This window comes from Kribbella sp., assembly GCF_035655035.1.
Lineage (GTDB): Bacteria > Actinomycetota > Actinomycetes > Propionibacteriales > Kribbellaceae > Kribbella.
Genome location: NZ_DASRVN010000301.1, coordinates 1 through 11,439, shown reverse-complemented (window position 1 = coordinate 11,439; position 11,439 = coordinate 1). Strand labels below are relative to the sequence as shown.

General features: G+C 69.0%; 13 protein-coding genes. 5 read left to right on the top strand and 8 right to left on the bottom strand.

All coding sequences use genetic code 11. From position 1 onward, the window contains the following. Positions 1-143 precede the first annotated feature (143 nt). Positions 144-1,130, top strand: a complete 987-nt coding sequence (locus tag VFF46_RS17490) for an alpha/beta hydrolase (protein WP_325038197.1) — start codon at positions 144-146, stop codon at positions 1,128-1,130. Here VFF46_RS17490 and VFF46_RS17485 read toward each other — a convergent pair. From VFF46_RS17485 to VFF46_RS17460, 6 genes are all read right to left on the bottom strand, one after another. Beyond that, complete coding sequence (locus tag VFF46_RS17485) at positions 1,123-1,590, bottom strand: GNAT family N-acetyltransferase (RefSeq protein ID WP_325038196.1); 468 nt, start codon at positions 1,588-1,590, stop codon at positions 1,123-1,125. The genes VFF46_RS17490 and VFF46_RS17485 overlap by 8 nt on opposite strands. Before the next feature lie 39 nt (positions 1,591-1,629). Then, entirely contained in the window at positions 1,630-1,950 is a 321-nt protein-coding gene (locus VFF46_RS17480) for a helix-turn-helix domain-containing protein (RefSeq protein WP_325038195.1), read from the bottom strand. 17 nt (positions 1,951-1,967) lie between these two features. After that, a complete protein-coding gene (locus VFF46_RS17475; protein WP_325038194.1) occupies positions 1,968-2,186 on the bottom strand; it encodes a type II toxin-antitoxin system RelE/ParE family toxin in 219 nt (72 codons plus the stop codon). 183 nt (positions 2,187-2,369) lie between these two features. Further along, on the bottom strand, positions 2,370-2,639 hold the full coding sequence (locus VFF46_RS17470) for a DUF3017 domain-containing protein (RefSeq protein ID WP_325038193.1): 270 nt from the start codon (positions 2,637-2,639) through the stop codon (positions 2,370-2,372). A gap of 22 nt (positions 2,640-2,661) precedes the next feature. Beyond that, positions 2,662-3,519: a bifunctional methylenetetrahydrofolate dehydrogenase/methenyltetrahydrofolate cyclohydrolase gene (locus VFF46_RS17465; protein WP_325038192.1), complete on the bottom strand. Its 858-nt coding sequence runs from the start codon at positions 3,517-3,519 to the stop codon at positions 2,662-2,664. 259 nt (positions 3,520-3,778) lie between these two features. Further along, entirely contained in the window at positions 3,779-5,836 is a 2,058-nt protein-coding gene (locus VFF46_RS17460; RefSeq protein WP_325038191.1) for a glycosyltransferase family 39 protein, read from the bottom strand. A gap of 169 nt (positions 5,837-6,005) precedes the next feature. On the opposite strand from VFF46_RS17460, the gene VFF46_RS17455 reads away from it, so the two are divergent. Next, positions 6,006-6,995, top strand: a complete 990-nt coding sequence (locus VFF46_RS17455; protein WP_325038190.1) for a pirin family protein — start codon at positions 6,006-6,008, stop codon at positions 6,993-6,995. Here the strand turns inward: VFF46_RS17455 and VFF46_RS17450 are convergent. Further along, the gene (locus VFF46_RS17450) at positions 6,992-7,303 is read right to left on the bottom strand and encodes a cupin domain-containing protein (protein WP_325038189.1); all 312 of its coding nucleotides are present in this window, start codon (positions 7,301-7,303) and stop codon (positions 6,992-6,994) included. The two genes, VFF46_RS17455 and VFF46_RS17450, sit on opposite strands and share 4 nt — an antisense overlap. Before the next feature lie 70 nt (positions 7,304-7,373). On the opposite strand from VFF46_RS17450, the gene VFF46_RS17445 reads away from it, so the two are divergent. Beyond that, complete coding sequence (locus VFF46_RS17445; protein WP_325038188.1) at positions 7,374-8,303, top strand: GlxA family transcriptional regulator; 930 nt, start codon at positions 7,374-7,376, stop codon at positions 8,301-8,303. On the opposite strand, the gene VFF46_RS17440 is transcribed toward VFF46_RS17445, so the two are convergent. Next, entirely contained in the window at positions 8,291-8,926 is a 636-nt protein-coding gene (locus VFF46_RS17440) for a phosphotransferase (RefSeq protein WP_325038187.1), read from the bottom strand. The genes VFF46_RS17445 and VFF46_RS17440 overlap by 13 nt on opposite strands. Before the next feature lie 80 nt (positions 8,927-9,006). On the opposite strand from VFF46_RS17440, the gene VFF46_RS17435 reads away from it, so the two are divergent. Next, on the top strand, positions 9,007-9,711 hold the full coding sequence (locus VFF46_RS17435) for a transporter substrate-binding domain-containing protein (RefSeq protein ID WP_325038186.1): 705 nt from the start codon (positions 9,007-9,009) through the stop codon (positions 9,709-9,711). A gap of 319 nt (positions 9,712-10,030) precedes the next feature. Continuing rightward, positions 10,031-11,439 (top strand): S8 family peptidase (locus VFF46_RS17430; RefSeq protein WP_325038185.1); only part of this gene is annotated, 1,409 nt, incomplete at its 3' end.

Genomic DNA, 11,439 nt, shown 5'->3' with positions numbered 1-11,439 from the left:
TGGAGGTCCTCATCGAAGGCGGCGTCAAAGCAGTAGTCCAACCCGGCGGCTCCATCCGCGACGAAGCCGCCATCGAGGCCGCCACCAAGGCCGGCATCACCATGTACTTCACCGGAACCCGCCACTTCTTCCACTGAACCGCGATGTCCGACCGGATCGAGAGCCCCCGCCTGCAGGAACTCGATCCGGATCGGACAGCCGAGTTCTGGACCGAGGTCACAGAGCAGGGAACCCCGGTGGTCGAACCGGCGTCGGACGGGGACGTCTGGCTGACGTTCCTGTATCGGGCCCGCGAGCCCGTGTCGGACGTCTCGGTCTTCGGCGGGCCGGCCGGTTGGGACCCGCCGGTCAACGTGATGCAGCACCTGGCAGGTACTGACGTCTGGTACCTGACCTTCCGGGTCCGCTCAGATCTTCGCTGCACGTACCGCCTGGCCGTCGACGAGGTACTCGGCAACGAGCGGCGGATCTGGGCGTACACACCGAGGGGCTACGTGCCTGACGCGGAGCCGCTTCCGTTCCTTGTGCTCTTCGACGGTGACACGGTGCTCGGCCCGATGCCGATGCCCACGATCCTCGACAACCTGATCGAGGCAGGCCGGATCCCGCCGATGATCGCCGTACTCGTCGACAGCCTGACCCAGGAAGTCCGGAACCGCGAGCTCCCGTGCGGTGCGCCGTTCCTGGAGTACCTCACGGACGAGCTGCTGCCGTGGGTGCGCGAGCGCTACCGAATCACGGGCGATCCCGCGCGCACGATCGTTGCCGGCCAGAGCCACGGCGGGCAGGCCGCCGCCTTCGCCGCGCTGCGACGACCGGATGTGTTCGGCAACGTCATCTCTCAGTCGGGATCGTTCTGGTGGCGTCCCGACGGCGAGGACGAGCACGAATGGCTGACCCGGCAGTACGCCGCGGCGGAGCGGCGGCCGGTGCGGTTCTGGTTGGAGGCCGGCCTCCAGGAACGCGGGCAGACGCCCGGTCGCGGCCCGTCGATCCTGGTCGCGAACCGGCACTTGCGGACGATCCTGCGCAGCAAGGGCTACGACGTGCAGTACTCCGAGTTCAACGGCGGCCACGATCGCGCCTGCTGGCGCGGCTCAATCGCCGACGCTCTGATCGCACTTACCTGAAGCTGCGACGATACGACACCTGGTGGCCCTCGTCGCGGGTGTGTGTGGTGAGCGTCCAACCGGTCTTGAGGTAGAAGTTCTGAGCTTGTGGGTAGTTCGCCAGGGTCCACAGGATTGCTTCGTCGTACTGCTTTCCCAACTCCTCCAGCGCCTTCGTCATCAGCGCGGTCCCCACACCCTGACGCCAGTACGGGCGGTCGACGGCAATCGTGTCGAGCTCACCGAGCGCCGGATCCACCGGATCCCGGCTGGGCCCGATACCCACGAACCCGGCCAGCACCCCGTCCACCTCAGCCACCCACCAGTTGCCCCCAGCAACAGTCTCCGTCCACCGCGCCACCCGCCGCTCATCCAGCACCGCAACCGGCATCAGTTCCCCGAACCCGTCGTTCCACGAGTCCACATAAACCCGCGCAACCTCGGGGCCGTCCCCACCCACCGCAGCCCGAATCGTCAGCATCCGCCCAATTATCCGGCACAGCCGCGGGCGGTCGTCTGCTCAGCCGAGTACGAGGCGTTCGTCGCCGAAGTCGGCGACGATCTCGAGCTTGCCTCCTAGTGCTTCGACGTACCGTCGGATGGTGCTCAGTTCGGATCGGGCGAGCTCGCCGCGCTCGATCTTGGAGACCGCGGTCTGTGTGATGTGCAGCCGGTCGGCGACGTCGGTCTGGGTGAGGCCGTGCTGTTGACGCAGATCCGCGAGCCGGTGCGCACGCACCTCGGCCAGTGCCTCTTCCTCGAAAGCGGCGACCTCGGCCTCGTCCTCAGCTGTCGTGACGAACTCGGCCAGCACCTCTTCATGCGTTCTGTACTTCACCATGTCCTCCTCCCTCCGAGTCAGGAATCCTCGTTCTTCTCGAGCTCGTCCAGCCACTCGTCGTAGAGATCGTCGGCGATCGGGATGTTCCTCCGGTACCACGCCTCCCACTGCCCGACCTTGTCACCGCCGATCAGCAGCACCGCTTGCCGCACCGGATCGAACGCGAACAGAACCCGGATCGTGCCGCTTCGCAGCTCCTTCATGTTCTGGTGACGTGAGGCCTTGATCGTTTCCACCACCGGTCTGCCAAGGCCTGGGCCCTGTTGTGCGATCAGATTGACCGGGCCAGCACCCGCGAACGTTCGGTCCGCGGTAACTGGTGGAGCCATTTGTAGCAGTCGTCGGTGTAGACGATCGTGAACGCCATCGGAGTACGATAGTACCCCTAGGTTCTAGAACCCAAAACTACTAACCGCTGATCAGTTGGGGACGATCAGGCCGAGGATGGCGATGGCGGTGGCGGTGAGGAGGAGGAAGGTGGTGTCGAACATGCGGCCGCGGACGTGGAGGAGGCCGGCGGCGGTGTCGGTGAGGGTGGCTCGGAGGACGCCGGCGAGGCCTACCGCGCCGGCGAAGATCAGGACGCCGTTGCGCCAGTTGTAGAACCAGAGCACGACCAGCCCGGTCAGCGCGACCAGGAGTGACAACGCCAGCGGCCACTGGCTCCGGCGCTGGGCCTCGCCTGCCATCAGCACGTCACACCCGTCCGGTTCACCGGGGGAGGCCGGCTTCCGCGGCCTCGACCACGTTGCTGAGCAGCATCGCGCGGGTCATCGGGCCGATCCCGCCGGGCATCGGGGCGATCCACGCCGCCTGCTCGCGGGCCGCCGGGTCGATGTCGCCGACGATCTTGCCCTCGGCGCTCCGGCTGGTGCCGACGTCGAGCAGTACCGCGCCGGGCTTCACCATGTCCGCCGTGATCAGCCCGGCCGAACCCGCGGCCGCGATCACGATGTCGCCCGTACGCACCACCGCGCCCAGGTCCTTCGTACCGGTGTGGCACTGCGTCACGGTCGCGTTCTCGCTCCGCCGGGTGAACAGCAGCCCCATCGGGCGCCCCGCGGTCACGCCCCGCCCGACGACGACCACGTGCGCGCCGGCGATCGGTACGTCGTACCGCCGGAGGAGCTCGACGCAGCCCTTCGGCGTACACGGCAGTGGTCCGTCCTGCCCGAGCACCAGCTTGCCGAGGCTGACCGGGTGCAGTCCGTCCGCGTCCTTCGCCGGGTCGATCAGCCCGAGGATCGTGTTCGTGTCGACGTGCTTCGGGAGGGGGAGCTGGACGATAAAGCCGGTGCAGTCCGGATTCTCGTTGAGCTCCCGTACCTTCGCCGCGATCTCGTCCTGGGTCGCGGTCGCCGGCAGCTCGACCTGGATCGAGGAGATCCCGACCGCCGCGCAGTCCCGGTGCTTGCCGGCCACGTACGCCCGGCTGCCCGGGTCGTCCCCGACCAGAATCGTCCCGAGCCCGGGCACCACACCCTGCTCGGCCAGCTTCGCGACCCGGACCTTCAACTCGTCCTTGATCGCCGCCGCCGTCGCCTTACCGTCCAAGATCTGCGCCGTCACCCGAAGAGTCTCCCACGCGCGGGTCCGGCTGCTGTTCGCGGATCGCCACGCCATCACAATCGGCGCCACGGCGGGCGGCTGAGCGGGGCGGGCGTGCGGTGGGGTGATTGTGATGGCGTGGACATCCGCCACCTACCAACGCACGGGCGTCCCTGGTCGCCAGGCGCGGGGAGGCCGGTGGGACGGTGGGGTGGGTGGTTGGTGAGTGGTGGCGGTCCGGCTTGGGCCGGCCGGGCGGTGAGGGCCGCCCGGCCGGGTTTCAGGAGGTGAGTTTGTAGATGGTGGTCGTGCCTGCGGTGGCGGCGGTGTAGGTGGACTGGACCCAGGACTGGATCTCGGTCGCGGCTGAGGAGCCGCCGCCTGGGCCGCCGCCGCTCTGGCCGCCGGCTATGTAGTAGGTGATTTTGCCTTCGGAGACCCACTGTTTGAACTGGGTGAGGGTGGGGGCGTTGTCGGTGCCGCTGAAGCCGCCGATGGCTATGACGGATTTGCCGGTTGCCAGTTCGAGGGAGGCGGCGGACTGGGAGCCGTTGGTGGCGGCGGCCCAGGTTGTGGTGGTTTTCGAGAGGAGAGCCGTCAGTTCGCTGCTGGCTGAGGCGTCACCGCCCATTCCTCCTCCTCTCATACCCGCACCTCCGGTGGAGCCCGTGCCGGTGGAGCCCGCGCCGGTGGAGCCCGCGCCGGTGGAGCCTGTTCCGGTTGTGCCGGTGGGGCCGGGGCTGGTGGAGTTTGGCTGGGTGGCTGAGGGTGGGGTGCCGCGCATGCTGCCACCCGGGCCGCCTGTTCCGCCGCCCATGCCTCCACCTGGACCGCCTATGGCGCTTGAGGTTGGGCCGGCGGTGGGGATGGAGCCGGTGTGGGGTTGGGTGGCGGTGGTGACGGCGTAGGTGGTGGTGCCTAGGGTCAGGGCGAGGGTGGTGGCCAGGATGGTGGCGGGGAGGGCTCGGCGGAGGTGCTTGCCGAGGAGGAGTAGCAGGGTGGACAGGACGGCGGCGGCGATGATCGTGTACTTCGCCCACGGAGCGAACGTCGGTGTCCGGGTGAGGAGTACGTAGTCCCAGGCCGCCGTCGGCAGGATCATTGCGGCCAGCAACCACCGGTGCCTGCGGCCGACCCACAAACCCATGCCGACCAGGCCGCCGATCGCCGGTGCCAGTGCGACCGAGTAGTACGGGTGGATCGTCCCGCTCATGAAGCTGAACACCGCGCCGGTGACCAGCAGCCAGCCGCCCCACAGTACGAATCCGGCACGCAGCAGGTCCGTCCGCGGCGCCCGCCGCCGTACCCACAGCCCACCGGCCAGCGCGATCAGTGCCGCCGGCAACAACCACGAGATCTCGGTCCCGAACGCGGTACCGAACATCCGCCCGATCCCGGTACTCCCGCCGAACCCGGTATTCCCGAGACCGCCACCACCGCCGCCACCACCCCCACCGCCGCCGTTCCCGGACCCACCGAGCAACCGACCCAGCCCGTTGTACCCGAGCGCCAGCTCCAGCAGCGAATTGTTGGTCGATCCACCGATATAAGGACGACTCGAAGCCGGCCACAACTCCACCAGCGCGACGTACCACCCAGCACTCACGACCACCGCGCCGAACGCCCCGGCCAGCTGCAGCAACCGCTTCCGCAGCGATGTCGGCGCCGCGATCAGGTACACCAGCCCGAACGCCGGCAGTACCAGGAACGCCTGCCCCATCTTCGTCAGGAACGCGAACCCGATCGCCACGCCCGCCAGCAGCAACCACCGCGTCGACGCCCGCTCCAGCGCGCGTACGACGAAGTACGCCGCGGCGACCAGCAGCAGCACCAGCAACGCGTCCGGGTTGTTGAAGCGGAACATCAGCACGGCGACCGGCGTCAACGCCAGCGCAGTACCGGCAGCGAGTCCGGCGACCGGCCCGGCGACCCGGCGAACGGTCAAGTACAGCAGCCCGACCGCACCGATCCCCATGAACGCCTGCGGCGCGAGCACCGTGAAGCTGTTGAACCCGAACACCCGCGCGAAAGCGGTCGCCACCCACAACGCGCCCGGCGGTTTGTCGACGGTGATCGCGTTCCCGGCGTCGAGCGACCCGAACAGCCACGCCTTCCAGCTCTGTGTCCCGGCCTGTTCGGCGGCGGCGTAGAAGCTGTTCCCGTACCCGGACGCGGTCAGGTTCCACAGGTACAGGAACGCCGTACCGATCAGCATCGCCAGCGCGGCCCGCCGGACGTACGCCGACTGCTGAGCCGGGCCGCGTAACAGTCGCCGGAGTCGGCCGGGCGGTTGCGCCGGGGTCCGGGGTTCCGCTGGGCGGTCGAGCAGTGTCGTCATGGTCAGCTCCAGTTCGCGGGGACGGCTTCCACTGACGACGGTGCCAACTGGGTCTCCGACGACCCTGGGCCGCGGCTGGGAGGTCGCTGTGAGCCGGGAATACACCTCCGCTTGCCGCCGTTCGAGCAGATAGTTTATTCTTGAACTACCAACCCAGCGAGGAGACACCATGCCCGCCGTGACCGTCAGCGACATCACCGTCCTGCCCCGGATCAGCCCGCAGGACCCGGCCGTCGTGCGTGAGCGTCCCGTCAAGTCGGTGACGTCGGCGCCGAGCGGGTACGAAGGTGAGGGCTTTCCGGTACGCCGTGCCTTCGCCGGCGTGGATCTGCGCGACCTGGACCCGTTCATCCACATGGACCAGATGGGTGAGGTCGAGTACGCGCCGGGCGAGCCGAAGGGCACCCCGTGGCACCCGCACCGCGGCTTCGAGACCGTCACGTACATGCTCGACGGCATCATGGAGCACCAGGACTCCAACGGTGGCGGCGGCGTGATCTCCAACGGCGACACCCAGTGGATGACAGCCGGCAGCGGCCTGCTGCACATCGAGACGCCGCCCGAGCACCTCGTGACCAGCGGCGGCCTGTTCCACGGCATCCAGCTCTGGGTGAACCTGCCGAAGGCGCTCAAGTGGGCGCCGCCGCGGTACCAGGACATCCGTGGCGGCGACTCCGCTCTGCTGTCCACGCCGGACGGAGGCTCGCTGATCCGGGTCATCGCCGGTCAGGTCGACGGACATGACGGTCCCGGTACGACGCACACGCCGATCACCCTGGTCCACGCCACGGTCAGCCCGGGCGCTGAGCTGGTGCTGCCGTGGCAGCCGGACTACAACGCGCTCGTCTACGTGCTGGCCGGTCAGGGTACGGTCGGCGCCGAGCGACGCCCGATCCGCAAGGGCCAACTGGCCGTCTTCGGCGCGGGCGACGTCATTCGTACGGCGGCAAGCACCTCCCAGCCGCAGGCCGAGCCGAACCTCGACGTCCTGGTGATCGGCGGCCGCCCGATCCGGGAGCCGGTCGCGATGGCCGGGCCGTTCGTGATGAACACCCGCGCCGAGGTGATCCAGGCGTTCGAGGACTTCCAGGCCGGCAAGCTCGGCACGATCCCCGCGGTGCACGGCGCTCCGACCGAACTCCGCAGTACCGAGGCCTAACCCTCGGGGTAGAACAGGAACAGCGTGCAGCCCGCGGTGGACTGCGGGACGTGGGACGACCCGGCCGGGGCGTGGATGAACGAACCGGCCGGGTAGTCGCGTTCACCGTCGTTGAAGACGCCGTCGACGACGAAGACCTCCTCCGGACCGGGGTCGTGTACGTCGATGCCCTCCCAGGCTGATCCGGGATCCATCTGCAGTACGAACGCCTTCGCGACGGCACCGGACCACAGCGGCCGGAGCCGGATGCCGGGGAAGAGTTCGCGGACCGGTGCGTCGTCGACGGACGCCCACTCGTATTTCTCCATGCCTCGATCCTGGCGCTGTCCAGGGCCAGCACCCAGCGTCTGAATAGTCCCGATCAGGTACTTTTCTGCCATGCATCGCGTCGTCGCGCTGGTCACCGCTCCGCAGGCGAGTTTCGAGTTCGGGTGCGCGGCGGTGGTGTTCCGGGATCCGCCGTACCGGTTCGGGGTCTGCACGGAGGTGCCGGGAAACGTACGGACCACCGAGGGGTTCGACATGGTGGTCCGATCGGGGCTGCGGGCGCTCGACCGCGCCGACACGATCGTCGTGCCGGGGTGGCTGCCGATCAATCGCGAGCCGTCGGACCAGGTGGTGCGGGCGTTGCGGCGCGCCCATCGGCGGGGTGCCCGGTTGGTGAGCATCTGCTCGGGTGCGTACCTGCTGGCCGCCACCGGGCTGCTGGACGGGCGGCGGGTCGCAACGCACTGGCGGTATGCGGACGAGTTGCAGCGACGGTTCCCGGAGGTGGAGGTCGATGCCGAGGTGCTGTACGTCGACCACGGGGACGTGGCGAGCAGCGGCGGGTCGGGGACCGGGATCGATCTCTGCCTGCATCTGGTACGCCGGGATCTCGGGGCCGGGTACGCCGCCCGCGTGGCGCGCCGGATGGTGATGCCACCGCATCGCGAAGGCGGCCAGACGCAGTACCGCTCCGAGGAGGAGTCCGAAGGTACTCGTGGTGAATCGCTGGCAGCCGTCCTGGAATGGGCAGTGGAACGGTTGGGTGACGTGATCACCGTCGAGGATCTGGCGCGGCGGGGGAGCGTTTCGCAGCGGACGCTGGCGCGGCGGTTCGGGGAGCAGCTGGGGGTTTCGCCGGGGCAGTGGTTGCTGGCGCAGCGGATCGCGAGAACACGTGTTCTGCTGGAGGAAACAGAGCTTTCCGTGGAGGCGATCGCGGCCCGTGTGGGGCTCTCGTCGGCGACCAACCTGCGACGCCGGTTCCGGGCCGCGCTGCACACCACGCCGAGCGCGTACCGCCGCGCGTATCAGGGCAAGTAGGTGTCGTCGAGCGTGATGTAGTGCTCGATCCGCGGGTCGTCCGGGTCCCCGCCGTACAGCTCGACGAACCGCCGCGCCGCGGGAAGCCCGCCGTACTGCGGATTCAGTCCGCCGCGGAGGCTCTTGACCATCAGCGCGAGGTCCACGTACCGATCGCCGGTGCCGAGCCCGCTGACGTCCAGTACGCCGCTGAACCGCAGCGTCACCGGATCGACGAAAACGTTCGGCGCCGCGTAGTCTCCGTGCGTCACCGCATCCCCCGAACCGGGGAACGGCGACCGGAACGGACAGCCGGTCAGCGAATCCAGCGCCCGCAACCCGTCCGCGATGGCCGCCAGCACCGCCGGACGGTCACCCGCCGCCCACGGCTGCGAGGCGTCCCGCCCACCCAGCTCCGCGGTCAGCATCCAGTTGTTGCCCAGATCAACAATTCGCGGGCAAGGAAACCCAGCCGCGCCCAGCCACGCCAGGCGATCCGCCTCCACGCCGACCCCCTGGCCGGCCTTGTAATACAGCCGTTCCGAGGATCGCTCCAGCCGAACCACAGTCGCCGCCGAATGCCCAAGATGCACCACGGACGCCCTGTCAGCCCCGAACCGATCCACCAGCGCACCGATTTCCACGCACCGCAGACTACGGGACAACTGACGAGATCCATCAGTCGTCCAGGGCTCGGTCCACGCGCCCGGATAGGGTCGCCGGTATGACGACTGTTGCCGCCGACCTCGCGCCCACTGGTGTCCTGCGTGCCTCGATCAACCTCGGGAATCCGGTGCTCGCGCAAGGTACGCCGGACGCGCCGGCAGGGGTCACCGTCGACATCGCGCGGGAGCTGGCGAAGCGGCTGGACCTGCCGTTGGAGCTGGTCTGTTTCGACGCCGCCCGCAAGTCGTTCGAGGCGTTGACCACCGGGCAGGCGGACCTCTGTTTCCTCGCGATCGAGCCGGCGCGCGCGGCCGAGGTGGCGTTCACCGCGCCGTACGTCGTGATCGAGGGCGTCTTCGCCGTACCGCAGGACTCCGCGCTGACCACCGTCGCCGACGTGGACGCGTCGGATGTACGGATCGGCGTGAAGCAGGGCTCGGCGTACGACCTGTACCTGACCCGGACCGTTCGGCACGCCACGATCGTCCGGGGCTCCGACGGCGTCGACGTGTTCCGCGCCGAGGGCCTCGAGGTGGCGGCCGGGATCCGGCAGCCGATCACGCGGTACGTCGCCGAGCACCAGGACCTCCGGCTGATCGACGAGCGGTTCATGCAGATCCAGCAGGCTGTCGGTACGACGAAGGACAAGCGCGACGAGACGGTCGCGTACCTCCGTGACCTGATCGAGGAGCTGAAGGCGAACGGCTTCGTCGCCGCGTCCCTCACCGCGGCCGGACAGTCCCCGGCTCTGCTCGCGCCCTAGCAGGCAGTAGCCAGGCAGGAACCTGCCGTGGCACGTGGTTGCTGGCAACCTTTCGCCTGGTCCCGGACATCTACCGGTGAGTGGCCGCCCAACTTCGCTCCGTAAGTGGTCTGGTGCGGCCCGATGTGAGGACAACGATCGGGAGGGACTCATCGTGGTATCCACACCACGATCGAGGCGCATCGGCGTAGCCGCCGTCGCTTCGATCGCCGCTCTAGGGTTAGGACTGCCGGGCCAGGCAGCCGCCGGGCCGCACGCCCAGCCGGCTGCGCAAGCGAAAGGATCCGACCGCAGCGTCACGCTGATCACCGGCGACCGGGTGACGCTGCTGGGTGGCGACCCGACGCGCGCGTCGATCACGCCCGGGACCGGCCGGACCAAGATCGCGTTCAGCTCGTACCGCGAGCAGAACCACCTGTACGTCGTACCGTCGGACGTCCGCGCACGCCTGGCCGAGGGGAAGCTCGACACCCGGCTGTTCGACGTGACCGGGCTGATCAAGGACGGGTACGACAGCGGCACCATGCCGCTGATCGTCACGTATCGCGGGACCGCCCAGCAGCGCTCCGCCGTACCGGGAGCGACCGTCGCGCGGCAGTTGCCGGTGATCAACGGCGCCGCGCTGAAGGTGACCAAGGACGCCAAGGTGCTGAACAGCACCGGGATCGACAAGGTGTGGCTGGACGGCAAGCGAAAGGTCACGCTGGACCAGTCGGTGCCGCAGATCGGTGCGCCGACCGCCTGGAAGGCCGGGTACACCGGCAAGGGCGTACCGGTCGCGGTCCTGGACACCGGCATCGACAAGTCGCACCCGGACCTGGCGACCCAGGTCGTCGGGATGAAGAACTTCACCGACGCGCCGGACGGCGACCACTTCGGCCACGGCACCCACGTCGCCTCAACGATCGCCGGTACGGCGGCCGCGTCGAACGGGAAGTACAAGGGCGTCGCCCCGGACGCGCGGCTGTACGACGGCAAGGTCTGCGACGACGGCGGCAGCTGTCAGGACTCCGCGATCCTGGCCGGGATGGAATGGGCCGCGAAGGACATCAAGGCGAAGGTGGTGAACCTGAGCCTCGGCGGCACCGACACCCCGGGCATCGACCCGCTCGAGGAGGCCGTGAACCGGCTGACCGCCGAGACCGGCACGCTGTTCGTGATCGCGGCCGGCAACGACGGCCCGAACGAGCGCACGATCGGTTCACCCGGCAGCGCGGACGCCGCACTCACCGTCGGCGCGGTGGACAAGCAGAACGGGCTGGCCGACTTCTCCAGCCGCGGCCCGCGGATCGGCGACGGCGCGGTGAAGCCGGACATCAGCGCGCCCGGAGTGTCGATCGTCGCCGCGAAGGCGAAGGACTCGGTGATCGGCGAGCCGGTCGGCGACCGGTACCTGCGGCTCGACGGTACGTCGATGGCGACCCCGCACGTCGCCGGGTCGGCCGCGATCCTGGCGCAGGAACACCCGAACTGGAAGGCCGCCGAGCTCAAGGGCGCGCTGATGGGTTCGGCCAAGCCGGCCGCGGACCAGACCGCGTTCGAGCAGGGCGCCGGCCGGGTGGATGTTGCCAAGGGCATCAAACAGACCGTGATCGCGGAGCCCGGCGACGTCTCCTTCGGTACCGCGGTGTGGCCGCACGGCGACGACACGCCGGTCACCAAGACGCTGACGTACCGCAACCTCGGCGACAAGGCGGTGACGCTGAACCTGGCCGCGACCCTGAACGG

Coding starts and splice junctions, on each gene's coding strand:
- VFF46_RS17490 (WP_325038197.1), top strand. CDS start 144: ATGTCCGACCGGATCGAGAGCCCCCGCCTGCAGGAACTCGATCCGGAT.
- VFF46_RS17485 (WP_325038196.1), bottom strand. CDS start 1,590: ATGCTGACGATTCGGGCTGCGGTGGGTGGGGACGGCCCCGAGGTTGCG.
- VFF46_RS17480 (WP_325038195.1), bottom strand. CDS start 1,950: ATGGTGAAGTACAGAACGCATGAAGAGGTGCTGGCCGAGTTCGTCACG.
- VFF46_RS17470 (WP_325038193.1), bottom strand. CDS start 2,639: ATGGCAGGCGAGGCCCAGCGCCGGAGCCAGTGGCCGCTGGCGTTGTCA.
- VFF46_RS17460 (WP_325038191.1), bottom strand. CDS start 5,836: ATGACGACACTGCTCGACCGCCCAGCGGAACCCCGGACCCCGGCGCAA.
- VFF46_RS17455 (WP_325038190.1), top strand. CDS start 6,006: ATGCCCGCCGTGACCGTCAGCGACATCACCGTCCTGCCCCGGATCAGC.
- VFF46_RS17450 (WP_325038189.1), bottom strand. CDS start 7,303: ATGGAGAAATACGAGTGGGCGTCCGTCGACGACGCACCGGTCCGCGAA.
- VFF46_RS17445 (WP_325038188.1), top strand. CDS start 7,374: ATGCATCGCGTCGTCGCGCTGGTCACCGCTCCGCAGGCGAGTTTCGAG.
- VFF46_RS17435 (WP_325038186.1), top strand. CDS start 9,007: ATGACGACTGTTGCCGCCGACCTCGCGCCCACTGGTGTCCTGCGTGCC.